The organism is Epilithonimonas sp. JDS (assembly GCF_021261315.1).
Taxonomy (GTDB): domain Bacteria; phylum Bacteroidota; class Bacteroidia; order Flavobacteriales; family Weeksellaceae; genus Epilithonimonas.
The window spans coordinates 19,595-42,098 of the sequence record NZ_JAJSAX010000002.1 but is presented as its reverse complement, the minus strand read 5'-3'; the positions used below and the strand labels follow the sequence as shown (position 1 = coordinate 42,098).

Annotated in this window: 14 protein-coding genes; 10 read left to right on the top strand and 4 right to left on the bottom strand. The window is 37.2% G+C overall.

Going from position 1 to position 22,504, the window contains the following annotated elements; all coding sequences use genetic code 11:
• Positions 1-57 precede the first annotated feature (57 nt).
• From LUD75_RS06940 to LUD75_RS06930, 3 genes are read left to right on the top strand one after another with little or no spacing between them, the layout of a single operon-like run.
• Positions 58-651: a (2Fe-2S)-binding protein gene (locus LUD75_RS06940; RefSeq protein ID WP_232704955.1), complete on the top strand. Its 594-nt coding sequence runs from the start codon at positions 58-60 to the stop codon at positions 649-651.
• On the top strand, positions 648-1,625 hold the full coding sequence (locus LUD75_RS06935) for a xanthine dehydrogenase family protein subunit M (protein ID WP_232704954.1): 978 nt from the start codon (positions 648-650) through the stop codon (positions 1,623-1,625). Before LUD75_RS06940 ends, LUD75_RS06935 begins: the two co-directional genes overlap by 4 nt.
• A gap of 19 nt (positions 1,626-1,644) precedes the next feature.
• On the top strand, positions 1,645-3,858 hold the full coding sequence (locus LUD75_RS06930) for a xanthine dehydrogenase family protein molybdopterin-binding subunit (protein ID WP_232704953.1): 2,214 nt from the start codon (positions 1,645-1,647) through the stop codon (positions 3,856-3,858).
• A gap of 87 nt (positions 3,859-3,945) precedes the next feature.
• Here the strand turns inward: LUD75_RS06930 and LUD75_RS06925 are convergent, their stop codons facing one another.
• Positions 3,946-5,400, bottom strand: coding sequence for a sigma 54-interacting transcriptional regulator (locus LUD75_RS06925; protein ID WP_232704952.1), 1,455 nt, complete (start codon positions 5,398-5,400; stop codon positions 3,946-3,948).
• 4 nt (positions 5,401-5,404) lie between these two features.
• Entirely contained in the window at positions 5,405-6,547 is a 1,143-nt protein-coding gene (locus LUD75_RS06920) for a VWA domain-containing protein (RefSeq protein ID WP_232704951.1), read from the bottom strand.
• 95 nt (positions 6,548-6,642) lie between these two features.
• On the opposite strand from LUD75_RS06920, the gene LUD75_RS06915 reads away from it, so the two are divergent.
• From LUD75_RS06915 to LUD75_RS06905, 3 genes are all read left to right on the top strand, one after another.
• A complete protein-coding gene (locus tag LUD75_RS06915; protein WP_232704950.1) occupies positions 6,643-7,257 on the top strand; it encodes a flavin reductase family protein in 615 nt (204 codons plus the stop codon).
• 123 nt (positions 7,258-7,380) lie between these two features.
• Positions 7,381-12,417, top strand: a complete 5,037-nt coding sequence (locus LUD75_RS06910) for a translocation/assembly module TamB (protein ID WP_232704949.1) — start codon at positions 7,381-7,383, stop codon at positions 12,415-12,417.
• Positions 12,417-14,744: a BamA/TamA family outer membrane protein gene (locus LUD75_RS06905; RefSeq protein ID WP_232704948.1), complete on the top strand. Its 2,328-nt coding sequence runs from the start codon at positions 12,417-12,419 to the stop codon at positions 14,742-14,744. Before LUD75_RS06910 ends, LUD75_RS06905 begins: the two co-directional genes overlap by 1 nt.
• A gap of 18 nt (positions 14,745-14,762) precedes the next feature.
• Here the strand turns inward: LUD75_RS06905 and LUD75_RS06900 are convergent, their stop codons facing one another.
• Positions 14,763-16,352: an ATP-binding protein gene (locus LUD75_RS06900; protein ID WP_232704947.1), complete on the bottom strand. Its 1,590-nt coding sequence runs from the start codon at positions 16,350-16,352 to the stop codon at positions 14,763-14,765.
• 171 nt (positions 16,353-16,523) lie between these two features.
• Between LUD75_RS06900 and LUD75_RS06895 the strand changes: the two genes are divergently transcribed.
• Both LUD75_RS06895 and LUD75_RS06890 read left to right on the top strand, forming a co-directional pair.
• Positions 16,524-17,666, top strand: a complete 1,143-nt coding sequence (locus LUD75_RS06895; protein WP_232704946.1) for a 1-acyl-sn-glycerol-3-phosphate acyltransferase — start codon at positions 16,524-16,526, stop codon at positions 17,664-17,666.
• 133 nt (positions 17,667-17,799) lie between these two features.
• The gene (locus tag LUD75_RS06890; RefSeq protein ID WP_232704945.1) at positions 17,800-18,018 is read left to right on the top strand and encodes a hypothetical protein; all 219 of its coding nucleotides are present in this window, start codon (positions 17,800-17,802) and stop codon (positions 18,016-18,018) included.
• Positions 18,019-18,072: 54 nt separating this feature from the next.
• Here LUD75_RS06890 and LUD75_RS06885 read toward each other — a convergent pair whose 3' ends face one another.
• Positions 18,073-20,424 carry an outer membrane beta-barrel family protein gene (locus LUD75_RS06885; protein ID WP_232704944.1) on the bottom strand — a complete coding sequence of 784 codons (2,352 nt, stop codon included), beginning with the start codon at positions 20,422-20,424 and terminating at the stop codon, positions 18,073-18,075.
• Positions 20,425-20,534: 110 nt separating this feature from the next.
• On the opposite strand from LUD75_RS06885, the gene LUD75_RS06880 reads away from it, so the two are divergent.
• Together LUD75_RS06880 and LUD75_RS06875 are read left to right on the top strand one after the other, a co-directional pair.
• Positions 20,535-21,836: a HAMP domain-containing sensor histidine kinase gene (locus LUD75_RS06880; RefSeq protein WP_232704943.1), complete on the top strand. Its 1,302-nt coding sequence runs from the start codon at positions 20,535-20,537 to the stop codon at positions 21,834-21,836.
• Positions 21,826-22,503, top strand: coding sequence for a response regulator transcription factor (locus LUD75_RS06875; RefSeq protein WP_232704942.1), 678 nt, complete (start codon positions 21,826-21,828; stop codon positions 22,501-22,503). Before LUD75_RS06880 ends, LUD75_RS06875 begins: the two co-directional genes overlap by 11 nt.
• The last annotated feature ends 1 nt before the right edge of the window (position 22,504 follow it).

The following is a 22,504-nucleotide window of genomic DNA, read 5'->3' as shown; positions in this document are numbered from 1 at the left end:
TTATCATTGTGAAATCGGATACTTTATTTCCTATATTTAAAGTGGAAATAATGACTTATGAGCAACATACATAATTTAAACAGGCGATCCTTTCTCAAGACAACAGGATTATTGGCTGCCTTTGCAGCGATTCCGACCTCGGTTAAAGCTTTTTATAATGATGTGAAAACTTTCTTCGTACCTGCAAAAAAGGTATTGAAACTCAAAGTTTCCATTAATAAAAAGGCCTACGAAATAGACAGCGACAGCCGAACGACATTGCTGGATCTACTACGAGAAAACCTTGATCTTACTGGGACAAAAAAAGGTTGCGATCACGGACAATGTGGCGCCTGCACAGTTCATATCGATGGGGAAAGAGCTTTGAGCTGTTTGACCCTTGCTGCAATGATTCCCGGAAAAGAAGTCACGACTATTGAAGGTTTGGCAAATGGAGACAAACTTCATCCGATGCAGGAAGCGTTTATAGAATGTGACGGTTTCCAATGCGGCTATTGCACACCGGGACAGATTATGTCCGCAGTCGCTTGCGTGAAAGAAGGTCATACAGGTTCTGTTGCAGAAATTAAAGAATTTATGAGTGGCAATCTTTGCAGATGTGGCGCCTATAACGGAATTGTTCAATCCATTCAAAAAGTTGCAGCAAAATGAGACCATTTAATTTTATTAAAACCGAGAACGTTTCACAAGCTTTATCTCAAAAGAAAGAAACTGCACAGTTCATTGCTGGCGGAACCAATCTGATAGATTTGATGAAGAAAAATATTGCACAGCCTGACACTTTGCTGGACATCACTTCTTCCTTATCAAACAAAATTGAAAAAAAATCCAAAGGAATAGAAATCGGCGCAATGGTGCGTAATACCGCCGTTGCTTTAGATGAGACTGTACTTTCTCAGCATCCGTTGGTTTCAAAAGCAATTTTAGCAGGAGCATCGCCTCAGATCAGAAATATGGCTTCTACAGCGGGAAATCTACTGCAGAGAACCAGATGTCCATATTTTTATGATGTGACAACACCTTGCAACAAAAGAAAACCTGGAAGCGGCTGCAGTGCGATCACCGGAGAAAATCGAATGAACGCCATTGTTGGTTATAATGAGCAATGTGTTGCGGTGCATCCATCGGATTTATGTATTGCGCTCGCAGCTTTGGATGCGGAAGTCAATTTCATATCTAAAAATCAAAAACAAGGTTCTATTGATTTTAAAAATTTCCATAAACTTCCGGAATCTACACCTCAAAAAGATCATACTTTGCCTGAAAATTCTTTGATAACTTCTGTTTCCATTAATGAAAATCATTTTAATAAAAATTTTGCTTATGTGAAAGTGCGCGACCGCGATTCTTATGCTTTTGCATTGGTTTCCGTCGCCGCTGCTTTGCATTTAAAAGATAATAAAATTGTGGAAGCCAGATTGGCATCCGGAGGCGTTGCACACAAACCATGGCGCTGGTACGAAGCCGAAAAATTTCTGAAAAATAAAGAACCTAATGCGAAAAATTTCGCGGAAGCTGCAACCATCGCTACAAAAGATTTGAAACCTTTATCTCACAATAGTTTCAAAGTCAGTATGTTGAAAGGCGCAATTGAAACAGCACTTCAGGATTGTATTAAAGTTTAAACACATCAAATCATTTATTATGAATTTTTTCGATAATCAAAATAATCCTGTCACAATGCCGGAAGGTCGGGTAGAAGGGATCGCTAAAGTCACCGGAAAAGGAAAATACTCGGCAGAATATGATGTGAAAGATCTTTGCTACGGCGTATTGGTCGGAAGTACAGTTCCATCCGGAAAGATTGAAAGCATTAATCTCGAAAATGCCAAACAGGTTTTGGGCGTTGTGGACATCATTACTCATCTTAATAAAGAAACAGTTCCGGGTTTGGCTGATGAAGCTAAAATCAAGGAATCCCGTTTTGGTTTGCCGGTTTTTCATACGGATAAGATTTTTTTCAAAGGTCAGCCAATCGCTCTGGTCATTGCTGAGACTTTGGAAGATGCTGTTTACGCTGCGTCACTTGTCGAAGCAAAATATAAAACAGATCAATTCAATGTTGATTTTAAAAAATCGCATCCTGAGATTCCATTGAAAGAAGAAGGAAAAGAACGGGGAGATCTCAACAATTGGAACAACGCTTCAAATATCATCGAAGCAGAATATACGATCAAAGCAGAAGTTCATCATCCGATGGAAATGCACGCTACAACGGCAGAATGGATTTCTCCGGACAAATTAAAATTGTATGATAAAACGCAAGGTGTCAATGGAGTACAAAAGACTTTTGCAAAATTGTTCGGAATTCCTGAAAAGAATATCGAAGTCATCAGTGAATTTGTTGGTGGAGGATTTGGTTCCGGACTGCGCGTCTGGCCTCACGCTTTAGCTGCTGTGATGGCTGCCAAAAAAGTCAAAAGACCAGTAAAATTAATGCTTACAAGATCTCAAATGTTTGCCGGAAGTGGCTACAGACCTGCGTCCTGGCAGAAAGTGAAACTGGGAGCTGATGCTAACGGAAAATTTACTGGAATTTCTCATCAGGCTAAAAATGGCACTTCAAAATACGAAAATTTCAGCGAAGGCATTACGCGCGTGACGCGATTGATTTATAAGTTTGATAATCTTAAAACCGAAGCCGCGATCGTTCCATTAAATCTTAGTACGCCAACCTGGATGCGTGGTCCGGGAGATTGCACCGGAGATTTTGCTATAGAATCTGCAATAGATGAGTTGAGTTATAAACTTAATCAGGATCCTTTGGAACTAAGATTGAAAAATTTAGCTTTAGAAAAAAATCCTGAGACAGGCTTGCCTTGGTCAACTAATTTTCTTGATGAATGTCTGGCAAAAGGTGCCGAAATGATCAACTGGAAAGAAAGAAAATCCAGTCCAAAACAATTGGTAGATGGCGATTGGTACACTGGTTACGGAATGGCCGTCGGAATGTGGAACGCCGGAAGAGCAAACGCAAGCGCAGCCATTAAAATGACAAAAGACGGAATCATAACGGTTCAAACTGCGATGACCGACATTGGAACTGGAACCGGAACCGGAATGCAGAATATTGCCAGCGAGATTACGGGAATTCCAAAAAGTAACATCAAGATCGAATTGGGAAATTCCAATCTACCGCCAGCGCCAAGCCAAGGCGGGAGCAACGGAATGTCATCCGTAAGTGGAGCTGTAGTGGAAGCAAGTAAAGCTTTGAAATTAAAATTAGCAGAATATGCAGCCCTTCAAAATAGTACTTATAAAAATGTAACAGCCGATGATATTTTGCTTTCCGATAAAGATATTTATCTGAAGTCAGCCAATTCCAGTTTTATTTCTTTTTCAGAGATTTGGGAAAATAATAATTTGACAGAGATCATTGTAGATGGCAGTTCCGGTCCGGGAGAAGAGCGCAAGAAGTTTTCATTTTGCTCGTCAGCCGCTCATTTTTGTAAGCTAAAAGTCAATATCAAAACCGGAAAAGTCAAAATCGAAAAAATGGTTTGTGTAGCAGATGGCGGAAAAATTGTCAATGACAAAGCCGCTGCCAATCAAATGTCTGGTGCGGCAGTTGGCGGTATTGGAATGGCGCTGATGGAAGAACAGACTGTTGATACAAAACTTGGTGCTTTAATTGGCGACGATTTGGCGGGTTATCATTTCCCTGTTAACGCAGATGCACCGATTATCCAAGTGGGTTTCATTGGTAAACCGGATCCGAATATCAATCCGACTGGCGCAAAAGGTTTGGGAGAAGTCGGAATCATCGGAACTGCGCCGGCGATCGCAAATGCTATTTTTAATGCTATTGGAAAACGACTGAGAGATTTGCCAATTACACCGGATAAAATTTTAGGTTAAATAACGAAATTTCTCTCATCATAATTAATAAAAAAACAGCTTTTCAAATTCTTGAAAAGCTGTTTTTATGTGTTGAAGTATTAAATTTTAATCCCTGAAAAACTGTCCAATTCCCACAGAATCAAAAGTATAAGCATTTGAATTTTCGGACCTATCTAATTTTTTACTAATCGTTAATGCCCATAAAACCAATTCTTTGCAGAAATTTTGATCTTCAGCACTTAATTCTGAAGCGTTTTCTTCTATCACTGTTACTAATGGATTGATGCTGTTTAGTTTAGCATAAAATTCTTCGTCAGTATCGGTATAATTTAACTCGAGATGATTTTTGTTAAACCATTTAATCAAATCTGAATAAGGTGTCTTGATGCCTTCTTTGTCGAGTTTGGAAATGCGTGGGAAAATACTTTCAAACTGTGTCATTACAGCTTTGTCGATCAAGATTTTAGCAACATAATCTGCGCCTTCCTGTTCGCCTTCGTAAACCAATTCAATTTTCCCTGTAATGGATGGAATAATTGACATAAAATCAAGCAATCGAACCGTTGTTTTTGAAGAGTCGGTTTCTATCAGACGTAATTTTGCTGCTGCGATCAGGTTTTCCATGGCGCTAATTGTCAATCTTGCACTTACGCCGCTTTTCGCATCCACATATTCGCTGTCACGCGCTGCAAAAGCGACTTCTTCCAAAAGATCTTTAGACAAATTTGGAATTTGAATTTTAGATTTATCTTCCTCAGAAATTGCAGCTTCCTGCTCCGTGATTTGTTTCGCAAGCGCAATGGTCTTGGGATAATGGGTGAAAATCTGAGAACCAATTCTGTCTTTCAATGGTGTCACGATGCTTCCACGATTGGTATAATCTTCAGGATTCGCAGTAAATACAAACTGAATATCCAAAGGCATTCTCAACTGAAATCCACGAATCTGAATATCGCCTTCCTGCAAAATATTAAACAAGGAAACCTGAATTCTTGCCTGTAAATCCGGCAATTCATTCAAGACAAAAATCGAACGGTTTGCTCTTGGAATCATTCCGTAATGCAAAACACGTTCGTCGGAATAAGGTAGTTTTAAAGTGGCTGCTTTGATTGGATCAATGTCACCAATTAAATCAGCAACATTTACATCCGGAGTCGCCAGTTTTTCAAAGAAACGTTCGGAACGATGAACCCACGAAATCGGCGTTTCGTCTCCCAATTCTGCGATCAGATCTCTGGCAAATTTTGAAATCGGCTGAAAAGGACTGTCGTTGATCTCGGAACCTTTGACAATCGGCATATATTCGTCCAAAAGATTGACCATACTTCTCGCAATTCTGGTTTTTGCCTGTCCTCTCAATCCTAAAAGATTAATGTGATGACCAGCTAAAATCGCCTTTTTCAATTGAGGAACTACAGAATCTTCGTAGCCCCAAAGTCCTTCAAATACTGGTTCTTTAGCTTTAATTTTTGAAATTAAGTTTGACTGAATTTCCTGACTGATGGTTTTATCTGTGTAACCGGAATTTTTCAATTCCTTGAATGTAATATCGTTTTTCATTATTTTAAATTCTCTTTATTCTATTTTTTTCGTAATCTTCAAAAATCATTTGTCCTAAACCTGAAAGTCCTGTTAAGAAGGCTTTTCCTTTATTCTGAGCAGTAAAAGCTTCCACAAATTTCCGTAAATAAGGATCTTGCGCAATCATAAATGTGGTAATAGGAATTTTAAGTTTTCTGGCTTGTGCAGCCTTATTGAGACATTGGCCAACAATCATTTCGTCCAATCCAACACTGTTCATATAATATTCTCCGGTTGGTAATTTGATACAGCTCGGTTTTCCGTCTGTAATCATAAAAATCTGCTTGTTGGTATTTCTTTTTCTTCTCAGAATATCCATTGCCAATTCCAATCCTGCAACCGTATTGGTGTGAAAAGGACCAACTTGTAAATAAGGTAAATCCTTAATTTTAATTGGCCAGGCTTCGTTTCCGAAAACGATAATGTCAATGGAATCTTTCGGATATTTTCGGTTGATGAGTTCTACCAAAGCCATTGCTACTTTTTTCGCAGGTGTGATTCGGTCTTCGCCGTACAAAATCATGGAGTGGCTGATGTCGATCATCAAGACAGTGCTCATCTGCGCTTTATGCTTGGTTTCTTCTACAATGAGGTCATCTTCCGTCATTTGAAGATCTGAAATTCCGTTGTTGATCTGAGCATTTTTCAGACTTTCGGTCATATTGACGGTTGACAAGTCGTCGCCGTATTGGAAGTTTCGGTTTTCGCCATCACGTTCGTCGCCGACGCCGGATTTGTTGGTTCTGTGATTTCCGATGCCGCTTTTTTTCAGCTTTCCGAAAATTTGGTCGAGTGCATATTCGCGTAAAGCAGCTTCCAATTTGGCGGTCAGGATATTTTTACCTTTTCCGGTTCCGGTATTTCCATCTTCAGAATCGTCTTCTTTTTTTATATAGCCTCGTTTTCGAAGGTCTTCTTCAAAATCTTCAAGCGTATACTCGTCGGTGAAAATATCGTATTCTTTGTCCAGCATATCGAGCCAGTCAAAAGCTTCTTCGATATCGCCGGAAGTGTGGGTCAACAGATCTTTGAATACATCAAAAACACGGTCGAAGTTTGATATTTCTTCCGGAATGTGCTTGCTGAACGTAAAACCTTGTTGAAAATTAAATTGTTTGTTTGTCATGAGATCAATCTCCATTTTAGAAAACACAAGTTAGGAAAATATTACTGCAAGAATGACGCCTTAAAAATAGAAAATACTGATGGCATTGATATAAAATGAAAATATATCAGCGATCAAAACAAGAATCACAGTTGAAAAATGGTATCAAAATAGCAGTCAATATTATTATGAAAAAATACGATAAGAAAGACTTTCCGGTTACAGAAGCGCGCCGTTTTTTGGAACCGACTCCTACAGTTTTGGTAACATCAGCTTATCAGGACAAAAAAAATGTAATGGCAATGGGTTGGTACACGATTATGGAATTTGTTCCTTCATTAATTGGATGTATGATTTCCAGCGGCAATCACAGTTTTGAACTCATCAGGAAAAGTAAGGAATGTGTGATCAATATTCCAACGCTTGAGTTGGCAAAAACAGTTGTTGCCATCGGGAATTGCAGCGGTTCAGAAGTTGATAAATTTGAACAGTTTAGCTTAATTTCGGAGACAGGAAAACTTGTAAAAGCGCCACTGTTAGTCAATTGCTTTGCAAGTTTTGAATGTAAACTTTATGATGATAAGCTGGTAAAGGATTACAATTTTTTCATATTCGAAATTGTAAAAGCCCACGTCGCAAGCTCGCCAAAATACCCTAAAACAATCCAATATCGAGGTGACAGTCACTTTGTAGAATCGGGCAGGAATATCATCATCAACTCATTGAAATAGATATTACAACTTATCTTTTATAACAATTTTCAGTTACAGTAAAATCTTTTTAATTTTAAATAAATTCAATAATAATCAATTATAGTACGGTATTTGATATAACATTTTCGAAAACCTGATCATTTGAAACTAAAACTAAACAAAGGAAAAATTCTTAGACGTTTTATCAGAACCATAATTGCTATTTTGGTTTTTTTTGTTGTGCTGATATTCAGCCTGCGATTGCCCTTCGTCCAGAATTTTATTAAAGATAAAGCGATTACTTACCTCGAAGGCAAAATCAAAACCAAAGTAAGTCTGGAAAAGATTTACATTGGTTTCCCTAATAGTGTTATTATTGAAAATCTGCATCTTACAGGTCAAAAAGTGGATACACTTTTATCTGTTAGAAAATTTGATGTTGGATTGGATATGTGGCAGCTGATGAAGTCCAAAGCAGATTTGACCTCGATAGATTTGGAAGGCGTTCGTGCGAATGTTGTCCGCGGTCCGCAAGGCAAGTTTAACTTCGATTACATTATGGAAGCGTTTGCGACTTCGGAAAAAGAGGAAAGTCCGTCTAAACCTTTTATTATTTCGCTTGACAAAATAAATCTTAAAGATATTGGCGTTACTTTCAACGATCAGCAATCTAAAAATGATATCAAGCTTTACTTTAATTCATTTGATACGAGAGTAAAAACCTTTGACCTTCAAAATAATAAATACGCAGTCAACGATATCAATCTTGACGGTTTAAAGTTAAAATTGAAACAAGATTTAATTGAAGAAGTTTCGAAAAATGTGGAGGAAAAGGTAGATTCACTGAATCAGAAAAAACCAATGCAATTAGGCTTGAGCGGAATCAAACTGACTAATTTCAACATTGATTATGGTGATGATAATTCGAAGACTTTTGCGAAAGTTCTGTTTAAAGAATTAAGTACAAAAATCAACAATCTTAATCTTCAGAATAATTCTTACGATGTTGGAAATGTTTATTTGACAGGCGCAAATATCAATGCAAATCTTTTTCTTCCAGCTTCAAACGCCAATCCGAAAAACGAAAATACAGCCGAAGTTTCTAAAAATGCAACGCAGGAAAAAGCTATGAAAGTGCTTCTCGGAAAATTAATTTTCGATGATGTAAAAGTAGCTTACAATAATACAGCCGTTGCGCCGACGAGAAGCGGAATGGATTTCAACCATCTTAATTTTGCGAAATTAAATGTTGATGTCCGTGATTTCAAAATGGAAAACAATGGTTTTGCTGGTAGTGTGAAATCGGCAGAAATTCAGGAAGCACGAGGTTTGGATATTCAAAAATTTAATACGGATTTTGTTTATTCAGACAAACAAGCTTATCTAAAAGACCTTTATCTACAAACGCCGAAAACGATTTTGAGAGATGAAGTTGTCCTTAATTACAATTCAATTGACCAATTATCTTCAAATCTTGGCGCCGTAAAAATTTCGGCAAGCATCAAAAATTCTAAAATTGGTTTTTCTGATATTTTAAATCTCGTTCCAACACTACGAAATACAGCTCCGTTTAACAAATATCCAAATGCAATTCTTGCCGTTAACGCAAATGTGAGAGGAACTGTAAATGATCTTTTCATTAATGAACTCAAGGTTTCCGGCTTGGATCAACTTCGGGTAAATGCGTCCGGAAGAATCCGAAATGCGATGAATCCTGACAATCTTTATTATGATTTGAAGATTGGAGAATTGGCTTCGTCAGGAAAAACGATTTTCAATCTGGTTCCAAAAGGTACGATTCCTTCCAATATTTCTCTGCCTTCACATTTCAGTATTAAAGGTTTTGCGAAAGGAACAACAAAGGTTGTCAATACAAATTTAAGTTTGTACTCAACGCTTGGAAATGCGGGAATCAAAGCACAGGTTGATATGCGAAGAAAGAATCGTGAGTTGTATGATGTGAAAGCCAATCTTCAGAATCTTCAAATCGGAAAAATTATTCAGAACAAAGATATCGGTGGAATTACAGCTCAGATTTCTGCAAAAGGCGAAAGTTTTGATTTTAAAAATGCGAATGCAAACCTTGTTGGAAACGTGCAATCGGCGACTTACAAAGGTTACCGTTATCAAAATATGAATCTGGTTGGCAAGATCAATCGCGGCGTTTACAACATCGTTCTCAATTCCAAAGACCCAAATGCCAATCTTCAACTGACAGCTTCCGGCGTTTACAATGAAAAAAATCCAACGGTAAAAGTCAATGGAACTATTGATAAATTAGATTTAAATAAACTAGGTTTCTACAGCTCGCCGATGATTTTGGCTGGCGCAATTGACGGCGATTTCAAAAGTCTGGATCCGGATAATCTGAACGGTTATTTAAATTTAAAAAACTTTGCAATTTCTGACACGAAGGAAGTTTATCCAATTCAGGAAGTAAATCTTTTGGCAGTTTCAACGTCCGATTCTACTCAAATTAAATTCAATTCTCAAATTGCAGATCTTGAACTGAACGGAAAATACAAACTGACTCAGATCTTTGGAGCGTTGTCGCAAACATTGAATCAATATTACCAATTCCAAAAACCTTCAAAAGCGGCTAAAATTGATGCGGGACAATATTTTACAGTTAATGCGACCATCAAAAATGATGATTTGATCAGAAAGTTTGTTCCGGATTTGAAAAGTTTTGAAACCATCAATATCACAGGAAATTACAACGCAGATTCTCAGAAAATAGAACTGGATGCCAAGATTCCTCAGGTTCTATATGGAACGAATACGCTTGAAAATACGAACATTAAAATCACGAATGAAAATCAGGCATTGCAATACAATCTGGATGTTGCTTCATTAAAAAGCGAAAGTTTTGCCTTGAATAAAGTCAACATTAATGGTGATGTTGCCAATAATATTATCAATTATAATATCACGACAAAAGATGAAAAAGATGCGACACAATTCTTAATTGCAGGAAATGCGAAATCGATGAATGATATTACCGAAATTTCGTTAAATCCAAATGGCTTAAAATTAAATTATAACGATTGGACAGTTGCTGGCGATAACAAAATCCAAATCGGAAGTCAGGGAATTTTTGCCGATAATTTCAGGCTGACAAACGGCGGAAGTGAAATTTTGGTTCAGTCCGAAAACAGTTCGCCAAACAGTCCTTTAAATGTCACTTTGAAAGATTTTAAAATTGAAACATTAACTGAGATCATCAAAAAAGATTCTCTATTGGCACAAGGAACCATTAACGGAACGGCGCAGCTGAGAGATTTAAATAAAAAAATGACCTTCACTTCAGACCTTAACATAACTGACCTTTTCTTTTACGGAAGTCCGGTTGGGAATCTGACAGTGAAAGCTAATAACACTTCAGCTGATATTATTAATGCAGATATTGCACTTTCCGGAAATGAAAATGATGTGAACATTACAGGAAATTACAACACGGCTGTCAGCAGTTTTGATTTGAATCTGGCAATGAATCAGCTTCAGATGAAGACTTTGCAAGGTTTTACTATGAATGCAATTATGAATACAGAAGGTTATCTTTCAGGCGATCTGAAGATTACTGGAACTGCAACTGAACCAAAAATTATTGGCGACGTCAAAATGAATAATGTCGGATTGATGATTGCACAAACCGGAAGTGATTTCAGAAAAATTGATGATAAAATTTCATTCACAAACCGCGGAATTGAATTTGATGATTTCAAGATTAATGACAAAGACGCAAACTCACTGAAAATTGATGGTCAGGTTTTGACCCAGACCTACAGAGATTTTGCATTTAACCTCGACGTTAATGCCAAAGATTTTAAAGTCGTTAATTCTGAAAAATCAGATGATGCCATGATGTACGGGATTTTGTCCATTGATGCTGCTTTGAAAGTCCGTGGAAATCTCGACTTACCAAAAGTTGATGGTAGACTTGCCGTTTCTGATGACACCGATTTTACGATAGTACTTCCGCAATCCAGTCCATCTTTACAAGAGAGAGACGGAATTGTCGAATTCATTGATCAGGATCAAATTGCATTAAATAAAACCATTGTTGCAGACTCTTTGGCTGCGAAAAACAAGATCAAAGGAATGGATGTCAGCGTCAATATCGAAGTCAGCAAAGAAGCTAAAATCTCTGCAATTATTGATAAAGCGAATGGTGATTTTGTAAAGATTCAAGGCGAAGCGGAATTGACTGGCGGAATTGATCCTTCTGGGAAAACAACTTTGGTAGGCGTTTATGAAGTAGAAAAGGGAAGTTATGATATGAGTGTGAGTCTTTTGAAACGTAAATTCGATATCCAGAAGGGTAGTACGATCACATGGACTGGCGAACCGACTGCCGCAACGCTCGATATTACAGCTGTTTATAAAACAAAGACTGCACCTTTGGATTTAGTGGAACAGCAAATTAGTGGTGAAACTCCGGCCACACTCAATCAGTTCAAACAACAAATGGAATTCAATACTTTGCTGAAAATGAAAGGCGAACTTTTGAAACCGAGTATTTCATTTGATATTACAACTGCGGAAAAAAATAACGCCGTTTCATCCACTGTTACAGATATAGTTGACCAAAAACTGAGTCAGTTGCGAGAGGACGAAAACGAAATGAACAAGCAGGTTTTTGCCTTGCTTTTACTGAATCGATTCATCGGAGAAAATCCTTTCGAGAATAGTGCTGGACTTTCAACTGAAACTTTAGCAAGACAAAGTGTGAGCAAAATTCTTTCTCAGCAATTGAATAATCTGGCTTCTGATTTAATAAAAGGTGTTGATCTGAATTTTGATCTGGAATCGACTGAAGATTATTCAACAGGAACTCAGAATACCAGAACAGATCTGAATGTCGGCCTTAGTAAAAAATTATTGAATGACCGATTGAAAGTCTCTGTAGGAAGCAACTTCGGACTAGAAGGTGAAGCGCGTCAGAATGAAAATACGACCAACATTGCCGGCGATGTGACTGTAGATTACAGCCTTTCAAAAGATGGAAGATATATGCTGAGAGCTTATCGTAAAAATGAATATCAAGTGGCTTTGCAAGGTCAGATTGTAGAAACTGGTGTTGGTTTTATTATCACTTTGGATTACGATAAATTCCGTGAGATTTTCCAGAGTTCGAAGCGGGAAAAAAGAAAAAGAGAAAGAGAAAAAAACAATAACCAAGTAGTAGATTTTAAATAATGAAGAGCCGATTTCCAATCCATTTCAGACCAGTCATTGCCATATCATTCATCGCAATCGTTGCTTCGTGCAGCAATACCAAATTTCTGAAAGACGGACAAATGCTGTACACTGGCGGCGAAGTGAAGATCGAAAATGACAGCATTCCGAAAAAACAAAAGAAGGCTTTGAAGTCTGAGCTGGAAGAAAATCTAACGCCAAAGCCCAATTCAAGTTTTCTTGGATTAAGACCAAAATTGTACGCTTACAATATTGCAAAAGAACCTAAAAAAGAAAAAGGTTTTAATTATTGGTTAAAATATAAATTCGGAGAAGAACCAGTTTTGCTGGGCGATGTTGATAAGGAATTTAACAAAGATATAATCGTTAATTATTCTGAGAACAAAGGATATTTCAATGCTAAAGCAACTTACGATACGGTTTCGAAAAATAAGAAAGCGCAGGTTATTTATACTTTAAGACCGGGAAATCAATATCTGATAAGTCAGGTTAAGTTTCAGGAAGATTCAACGTTGGTGAATAAAGAAATTCAGAATCTTAAAGATAAAACGTTGTTGAAAGTGGGAAATCCATTTGATCTTGCCGTTATCAAAGCTGAGAGAGAAAGGATTGACAATGGTTTAAAGGAAAAAGGATTCTATTATTTTCATCCGGACAATATCATCGTTCAGGCCGACAGTACTGTTGCAAAAAATCACAAAGTAGAACTTAATGTTAAACTAAAAGAGCAAACGCCTGATTTAGCAAAGCAGCAGTTTTCAATCGATAAAGTGGTAGTTTTCCCGAATTACAACATTCGAGATGTGAAAGACGGAAAATACAGTATTCCGATGAGTGCAGATTCTCTTGCAAAATATGCGCACGAAGATATTTATGTGATAGATCCGGAGCACAAATTCAAACCGAAAATTTTTGATCGCGCCTTATATTTTAAAACTGGCGATGTTTACAATCGAAAAGATCATAATTTGACTTTAAGCCGATTGATCAGTTTGGGCGTTTTCAAATTTGTAAAAAATGAATTTGTAGTTTCAGATTCACTGAATCATAAGTTTGATACTTATTATATGTTGACGCCAAGACAAATCCAGTCGCTGCGTTTGGAAGCGTTGGGAAGAACAAATTCTGCCAATTACGCAGGAAGTGAATTAAATTTAAACTGGACACATCGTAATTTTTTCCGAGGCGCAGAACAGTTTAAAGCTTCTGTTTATGGTGCTTTTGATGTTCAGATCGGCGGTCCGGCTGATGCGGAAAATATCATCAGAGTGGGAGCCAATGCACAATTGTCGATTCCGAGAATTGTGGCGCCGTTTCGATTTAATTCTTCAAGTGCTTTTGTGCCTAGAACCAATATGCAAATTGGATATGAGTTCCAGAACCGAACAACTTTATATACTTTAAATACTTTCAATGCGTCATTTGGCTACGCCTGGAAAGAAAATGTAAGAAAAGAACATGAGCTCAAGGTGATTGATGTTTCGCTTATTAATCCAGCCAATGTTACTGATAAATTCCGGGAGCAGACTGCCGGAAATCAATATCTGAAAAGAGCGACAGATCAGCAATTGATCTTTGGACCAACCTATACTTATACATATACAAACACAACTTCGCCAAAAACAAATACGTTCTATTACCGAGGGATGTTGGATCTGGCTGGAAATCTGACTGGACTTTTGACTGGTGCAAATGCTAAAAATGGCGATCAGAAAGATATTTTTGGTATTCCTTTTAGTCAGTATGCGAAGATGGAAAACGATTTCAGATTCTATCACAAATTTGGAGAGAAAACATCTTTTGCATCCCGAGCAATTGTTGGTGTTGCGCTTCCTTATGGTAATTCAGAATACATGCCTTTTTCCAGACAGTTTTTTGTGGGCGGAAGTAACAGTATCCGAGCTTTCCGAGCAAGAACATTAGGACCTGGAAGTTATGATCCAAGGACTCAGCAGAATGGATTTGTATTTGATCAGGCAGGTGATGTAAAACTTGAACTTAATGCAGAATATCGTGCGAATATCTATAAATTTCTTAATGTTGCAGCATTCGCAGACGCCGGAAATATCTGGTTGATTAATGAAGATCCAGAAAGACCAGGCGCAAAGTTCTCGAAAGATTTCCTGAGTGAAGTGGCTGTCGGAGCTGGAGTAGGACTTAGATTAGATTTCTCAATTTTAGTTTTGAGACTGGATCTTGCAATGCCATTGAGAGTACCTTATTATGAAAAAAGTGATCGTTGGGTTTTGGACAGAGTGAAATTCGGAGACAGCTCCTGGAGAAAAGACAATCTGATTCTGAATATCGCAATCGGTTATCCGTTCTAGTATTCTTAATTAAAATAATTACAAAGGAAGTGTAAACCAAAATGTGCTTCCTTCACCGATTTTGCTGTCCGCTCCAATATTGCCGTTGTGTTTTTTGATGATTTCTGCACAGATGTAAAGTCCCAAACCAAGTCCGGAATAGGATTTTCCTGAATGATCCGCACGGTAATAGCGGTCAAAAAGATTGGGCAGAATCCCAGCATCTATGCCTTCTCCAAAATCCTTGACAGAAACTTTCACTTCATCGTTTACAGTTTCAATATTGATCTGGATTTGATTGGAATTTGAAGCATATTTTACGGCATTATTCACAAAATTAATGACTACTTGTTCAATCCTGTTTTCATCTGCGAACACATTTATATTTTTATCTCCCTGAATGACGAGTTCATATTTACCTTCCATCCGGATGTGATTGCAGCTGTTGGAAAGCATATTAAAGAGATTGAATTCCTTCTTTTCAAGCTTCAGCTGATCCTCGTTCATTCGTCTCATATTGAGAAGCTCATCAATCAAAGAAACCATCGTATCTACACTTTTCATAGATTGATCCAGCAGTTTGCTATGCGTTTCGGAGAATGGTTTTTCTTTCAACCGATCCAGCAGTTGGATGGAAGCCTTCAAAATTGTCAGCGGCGTTTTCAATTCGTGGCTGGCAATGCTCAGGAAGTCATCTTTGCGTTGTTCAAATAATTTTTTCTCAGTGATGTCTGCAGTCATTCCCACCATACGGTCAGCTTTCCCGTTTTCGTCATATCTAGGGCGTCCGTGCGCCTGGATCCAATGGATAGAGCCGTCTCTCCATTTTACGGGATATTCGGTTTTGTAGATTCCGTTGGTTCGGATTGCTTCCTGCACGAGACCTTTAACTCTCTCGCGATGTTCCGGCAGCATCGCTTCAAAAAGATCAGAATATTTAAAGTCTTCTTCTGGCTTGAACCCGAAATTTCGTTTAAACTGATCGGTACTTTGCATAATTCCCGTTGCAATATTAACCTCTGTAGAACCCAGACTGCTGGCGTCCAGAGCGATTTGAAGGCGGGTGTTGATCTCATTTACAGTCTCACGGGAATTGATCAGATCTTTGTTCGCATTCTCGAGTTTGGAATTGATGGAGAGAAGTTCCTCATTGGTCATTTGATATTCCTCATTCAGTTCTCCGAGATCTTTGGTAAGTCTTTCTTCGGCTTTAGATTTTTCAGTAATTACTTTTCTTGCCGCCATTCTATCCGAAACTTCAAAGGCTGTGTGAAGAATGTAAGTTGTTTTTCCATTTTCATCAAGAATTGGCTTGTATTCGAAATCAAAATAAAAATGCTGAAGTTCGCCGTTAACTTCCAGAATTGCTGGATAATCTTTCGCCAGATAGATGTTTCCAGAGTGCCAAACGCCTTTCAGAATTTCTAGAAAAGGCTGTCCGGAAAGTTCGGGTAAAGCTTCGGCAAATTTGCGGCCTACCACCTTTCTGTCTTTCCCCCACATCGTCAACATCGCTTCATTTGCACTGATGATTGTAATCTCATCGCCAGAATATACTGCTGTCGCATTGGGCGATTTGAAGAGAATACTGAGAAGCTGCTCTGGCTGAATGTAATCGGGAGAGTTCATAATGACTTTAAAAATTAAACAAATATAATTATTATCTCATAAATGTTTATGATTAAATTTTTGATAAATGGCTCGGGATTTGAAATCAATTCGAAAATTCGATTCTTAGTAATCATCAGCTTATGTCGATTAATTTTCGTTTTTTTGCAAATTCTTAATTAAAACAGAACTATGTCCAAGTTTGATGAGATCAGGCCATTTTATGATAATGAAGTCAATGATGCGTTGCTGAATGTGGCCAGACATCCGATGATGAAAGCCTTAATGAGTTTTACGTTTCCCGATCGTGCCGAGGATTTTTGGATAGATCAGTTTCCTAATGTCCACTCAATCAAAGATTTTCAGAGTCAGTTTATTTCGCAGACTGTTCATCAGATTCTCAAAAGAAGTTCTGAAGGCTTAACCACTTCCGGCTTCGAAAATCTCAATAAAAATACGGCTTATCTTTTCATTTCTAATCACAGAGATATTGTTCTGGATACTTCTTTGCTGAATCTGTCGTTGCTGGAGAACGGTCTTATTATGACATCTTCAGCCATTGGTGATAATCTGGTGAAAAAGCCATTTCTTCACGTTTTAGCAAAACTGAACCGCAACTTTTTGGTTCAGAGAGGTGTGTCCATCCGCGAACAGTTGGGCAGTTCCAAAATGTTGTCAGAATATATTTTGACTTTATTAAAAGAAGAAAACCGCTCGGTCTGGATGGCTCAGCGCGAAGGCCGGACAAAAGACGGAAATGATACCACGCAGCAAGGTGTTTTGAAAATGCTGGCAATGTCTGCCGGAGATCTTCCGCTAAAAGAATTTTTTAAAAGTCTGAAAATAGTTCCGCTTTCGATTTCTTACGAATATGATCCGACAGATGTCCTGAAAATGCCACAGCTGATGGCAAAAGCAAGAAATGAGGTTTATATCAAAGATGAAAAGGAAGATTTCAATACAATGCTGAGTGGCGTTCTGGGGCAAAAAAAGCATATTCATCTTCACGCCGGAAAAGTCCTCGACGTGGAATTAGATAACATCGAAACAGAAAACGATAACAAAAACAAACAGCTGCAGGCTATTGCCGAAATTATTGACAATTCTGTTCTCCAAAATTATAAACTCTGGCCGACTAATTTCATCGCCTACGATCTGCTTTATGACACTAATCGTTACGCAGAAAAGTATACCGAAGCAGAAAAACAACTCTTCGAAAGACGTTTGGAAATGCGGATCGATGTTACAGATAAGGTTTTGAAAGAGAGTTTTTTGTCGATGTACGCCAATCCTGTGATCAACAAAATTACGCATCATCAGAAAGTTTCTATTTAAAATTCAGTAAGATTTTTAAGTTGTTTCATTGAGTTGAAAATTTATTTATGAACAGGGTAGTTTTTAAGAAATTTTGGCAAAGAAATTGAGTAGTGTTAAGTAATTAATAACTAACAATTTAAAACTAACCATTATGAACATTTCTTACTATGATTTTAAAAATCTACCAAATGAATCCCAGTGTGACATTGTTTTGAATCAAGGTCATTTGATGAACGAAACCATCAAAGACGAACTGAAATTTGTGCTCTATGAGATTTCATCTTTCTCCGTCGAGATCGTCTACAACAAAAACAACAATAGAATTGCAGCAATGAATGTCTATCAAAATAAGTCGGCTTACGCTAACTAAAAAACAGAAACACTATCAGATTTTGATAGTGTTTTTGTTTTAATAAAATAGAAATTACAATCTATTCTGTTCATCCGTCTTGCTACTGGCTTTTGCTTCTTTCACTTTTTGATTTCCAAAATTATATTTCAGATTGATAATGAAATTCTGCGTGTCCCGATAATCCTTGAAATATTGATTCTGGTCGGCATAATTTGTCGAAATCGTATTCTTATTCGTTTTAAAAATATCATTGAAAACCAAGCCGGCTTCCAGTCTTTTGCTAAACATTTTTTTATTGATGATTACGTAAGTATTCTGTGAAGAACTGATGTCAAAAGAACCTTGTATAGTCTTCGAATTATAAACGTAACCCACATTCAAATCCCAAGTTTTTGCTTTGTCCAAAGTGATTTGTGTTGAAAGATTCGTATTGTAGAAGAACACATCATTTTTGTAAAGGATTTGATTCACACCCATAAAATAATTTTCCTGATATTCGCCCATCGCAAAAACATTCAGCTTCCAATATGGCTTTATCGAGAAGCTTTTAGAAACATTCGCGCCCAAATTTTTTCCGTGGTCAATGTTCGTAAAATTGTAAACCGTTTCAAAAGTCTCCGGATTTTGGATTGAAATTTCCATCGACGGGTCTTTGATGTAACTGAAATACATTTCGAAGTTCCAGTTTTTCACCGTGTAAGTCAAACTCAGATTGTGAATAATCGTCGATTTCAAATTCGCATCACCTTGAAAATAAGAATACAAATTATAATAAGACCTCGATGGATTCAGGAAATCATAATTCGGTCGGTCGATTCTTTTGCCGTATGAAAATCCCAATTGCTGGTCATCGTTCAAAGTGTACATCGCATAAAAAGTGGGGAAAAGTCCAGTTCGCGTTCTGTTGTTTTCAACCGTTGGATTGTCAGATTTTGTTTTGATAGCAGTTGTTTCCGACCTTAATCCAGCTTTCAGTTCCCACTTTTTCAATTTATATTCTGATGAAACATAAATGGCAAAAATATTCTCTTTATAATCAAACAAATTACTTTTCAAAGGATTGTAGATAATAGATTCCCGCGTTCCATCAAAAAAATCCAGATCGTTTTCATTATGCACAAAACTATATTTAATTCCACTTTCCAACGTGAATTTTTCCTTTGTCAATCGGTAATCCAACTGCGAAGAGTAAAGCGAAATATTCTGCATATTCTTACTTCCAAATCGATTGTAATCTTCCGGCTGGTCCACAAAATTGAGTTGCGTTTCAATGTCCTGATTTTCCTTATATTTTTTCGTACTGAAATTATTGGTCCAGGTCAAATTCTGGTCACTAAATTTCTTATCAAAAACCAAATAAGAATTAAAACTATTATTAAACTCATTTTTCTGATTCGATGTCAAATAATTGGATTGCAACTGTCCGTTTTCCGTGCTGTAAATATTCGTCGGAACCTTGTAATGACCATTGTTATTGGGCGCATTGTAGCCATCAAAACCAAACTGAACGGTTGACAAACTATCCAAACTGTATTGCCCGGCGAAATTGTAAATATGTTGTTCGTGTGCGTGCGTTTTCCGCGTCATATCGCTTTCCCAGAGTGTTTTGTCATTGCTGAAAGTTACGACATCGAAATTTTTCCGAACATAATCGCCGGTCACGAAATCATAGTTTCCACTCAATTGCCATTTTCCAGTGTTGTAAGATTGCGAAGTTCCAATCTTTCCTTTTGCATAAATCGATTGATGATAACGCGTCGAAATCCGTCCTTTGTAACCAGAAAGCACATTTTTTTTCATTTTAATATTAATGATGGCGCTGCCTTCAGCTTCATATTTCGCAGGCGGATTGGTGATGACTTCCACGGACGAAACGTTGCTTCCATCGGTGTTTTCAAGAAGTTGTTTCAGTTGCTCCTGCGTCATCAAAGTTTTTTTATCATTAATGGTCACGATGATTTGCGAATTCCCACGAACGCTCAATTCTTCATTTTTCACCAAGACGTTCGGCGTACTTTTCAAAATATCCCAAGCATTAAGATTTTGAAGTGGCGTATTATCGATATTGAATTCCAATCGGTCGATTTTCCTTTTCAGCAAAGGTTTATTTGCTTTGATGGTCACCGCTTCGATGTTGTTCAAAGTATCTTTTTTAAGGATAATATTCAATGCCAAATCGCTTTCCTCGAGCGTCAATTCATAATCCCGAAAACCAGATTTTTTAATGATTAATGAAACTGGAAACACCGAGATTCCATCAATCACAAAATTTCCTTGCGCATCAGAATTATAGATTTTATTTTCATTGATTTGAATAATGCCGTCCGAAATCGGTTCCTGATTTTCATTTTCAAGATGTCCTTTGATGCTTTGACTCCAAATCAGAATCGGGAATATCAGTAAAATTGTGATGTAATATTTCATTTCATTGATTTTCTCCAAAATTGAGACAGTTTGCATCAAAGTTTTGTTAATGAAGGGTTAACGAACGGTTAATGCTATTTTTGAAGGAAATTTGATTGTATTTTTGAAATATGAATCGCAAGAGAAATATCACCGTCATTTTGTTCACGTTCAGCCTGATTATTTTGGTTGCGCTGCAAGGCTTTTACATCTATAACTCGTACCGTTTGGAAGAAAAGGACTTCAACCGTCAGGCAAAAGAAATAGCTAGTAAAGTGATGGACGGAATGGACAAATTCGACACCGATGCCAATGACAATCGACTTGTGGGTGATTTTGAAAGGTTGAAATTGGGAATTACGATTCAGGGTGAACAAATAAAATTTCCTGATAAAATTTACTCATCAGAAATCCAATACAGTCAAAAAATGGAATCTCTGCTCAGGAAAAATGTTGGAAATTCTGGATTTGAAATGGCGATGAAGAATGAGATTTATTCTGTTTTGGACGAATTGAAGAATGAAGAACTGCTTCCAAAAGGTAAATCGATTACGCTCTTCCAAACGATTAACAAGGTTGAAAAACCGATGTCGCTGACGGAAAGTATTTGGTCAAGCCACCAATCAAAAACCAATACTGATTTGAATGTTAATGAGCGTTACAACTATTTGGTAAAGTCAAAAGCGTCGTATCAGTTGCTGAATATTCAGTATTTGGTGTTGAGGAAAATTGTTCCTTTGATTATTATTAGTTTATTAATCATAATTCTGATTGTTTATCTTTTTTACAACAGCATCAAAAACCTGAATCGCCAGGAAAAGAAAATCTCACAGCTTCACACCACCATCGATTCGATCGCACACGAACTGAACACGCCAATCACAACGTTGAAATTTTCAATCGTCCAAACCTCAGATTCTGAAACCAAAACTTTATTGGAAAGACAAATCAAACGTCTGGAAAATATTGTAAAATCCATTCATCATTCGGATTCTGAGGATATTTTGATTGATAAGATTGAAATGGAAAATTACTTTTCGAACATTAAAAAAACTTATAAAGACATTAACTTTAATATCAATCTGGATTTAATTAAGAATAAAGTTCTTCGTCAAAATGACTTCACACAAATGATGGACAATCTCATCGATAATTCTGTAAAATACGGCACGAAAAATCTTGGTATTATCATTAATGAAAATCTTGAAATAGAAATCTCCGACGATGGTATCGGAATTCCAAAAGACGATTTGAAATTTATTTTTGATAAATATTACCGCGTTTCCAGAACCGAAAATCTGAACATCAATGGTTTGGGTGTTGGATTATTTTTGGTGAAATCCATTGTTGATAAATACAAAGGAAAAATCTCTGTAAAATCCAATCCTGATAAAGGCATAACCTTCAAAATCCAGATTCCAAATGAAAACTAAAATCCTTTTGGTAGAAGACGATGCAGACTTGGGAATGGTTTTGCAACAATATCTGGAATTCTCAGATTTCGAGGTCAATTGGATTTCGAATCCCGAATTTATCATTAATAATAAAAAAATCATCCAGGATTACCAATTGGCGATTTTGGACGTGATGCTTCCTTTTATGGACGGTTTCGAACTGTCAAAAGAAATCAGAAAAACATCTGATATTCCCTTCTTATTTTTAACTGCAAAAGGTCAAAGTATTGATAAAATCTTGGGTTTAAAACTCGGCGCCGACGATTACATCACAAAACCCTGCGAGCCGGAAGAGTTGATTTTGCGCATTAAAAACATACTGAAAAGACAGCAAAATCCTCAGACAGAAATCGTTAAAATTGGAAATTATTCTTTCATTCCATCGCAGTTTCAGTTGAAATTTGAATCCGAAACAATCCAGCTGACCGAAAAAGAATCGGAACTTTTGCTTTTGCTTTCCCGAAACAATCAGAAGATCATCAACCGCAAAGAAATCCTGGAAAGCCTTTGGGGTGAAAATGATTATTTCCTGGGAAGAAGTCTGGATGTTTTTATGACAAGGCTTCGGAAATATCTCCAGAAAGACGATAGAATCAAGTTCGAATCCGTCCGTGGAATCGGTTTCAAAGTTGAGTTTCCTTTGTAAA

Excerpts from the sequence above, each read along its gene's own strand:
- LUD75_RS06940 (WP_232704955.1), top strand. The coding sequence starts at position 58 with ATGAGCAACATACATAATTTAAACAGGCGATCCTTTCTCAAGACAACA.
- LUD75_RS06935 (WP_232704954.1), top strand. The coding sequence starts at position 648 with ATGAGACCATTTAATTTTATTAAAACCGAGAACGTTTCACAAGCTTTA.
- LUD75_RS06930 (WP_232704953.1), top strand. The coding sequence starts at position 1,645 with ATGAATTTTTTCGATAATCAAAATAATCCTGTCACAATGCCGGAAGGT.
- LUD75_RS06925 (WP_232704952.1), bottom strand. The coding sequence starts at position 5,400 with ATGAAAAACGATATTACATTCAAGGAATTGAAAAATTCCGGTTACACA.
- LUD75_RS06920 (WP_232704951.1), bottom strand. The coding sequence starts at position 6,547 with ATGACAAACAAACAATTTAATTTTCAACAAGGTTTTACGTTCAGCAAG.
- LUD75_RS06915 (WP_232704950.1), top strand. The coding sequence starts at position 6,643 with ATGAAAATATATCAGCGATCAAAACAAGAATCACAGTTGAAAAATGGT.
- LUD75_RS06905 (WP_232704948.1), top strand. The coding sequence starts at position 12,417 with ATGAAGAGCCGATTTCCAATCCATTTCAGACCAGTCATTGCCATATCA.
- LUD75_RS06900 (WP_232704947.1), bottom strand. The coding sequence starts at position 16,352 with ATGAACTCTCCCGATTACATTCAGCCAGAGCAGCTTCTCAGTATTCTC.
- LUD75_RS06895 (WP_232704946.1), top strand. The coding sequence starts at position 16,524 with ATGTCCAAGTTTGATGAGATCAGGCCATTTTATGATAATGAAGTCAAT.
- LUD75_RS06890 (WP_232704945.1), top strand. The coding sequence starts at position 17,800 with ATGAACATTTCTTACTATGATTTTAAAAATCTACCAAATGAATCCCAG.
- LUD75_RS06885 (WP_232704944.1), bottom strand. The coding sequence starts at position 20,424 with ATGAAATATTACATCACAATTTTACTGATATTCCCGATTCTGATTTGG.
- LUD75_RS06880 (WP_232704943.1), top strand. The coding sequence starts at position 20,535 with ATGAATCGCAAGAGAAATATCACCGTCATTTTGTTCACGTTCAGCCTG.
- LUD75_RS06875 (WP_232704942.1), top strand. The coding sequence starts at position 21,826 with ATGAAAACTAAAATCCTTTTGGTAGAAGACGATGCAGACTTGGGAATG.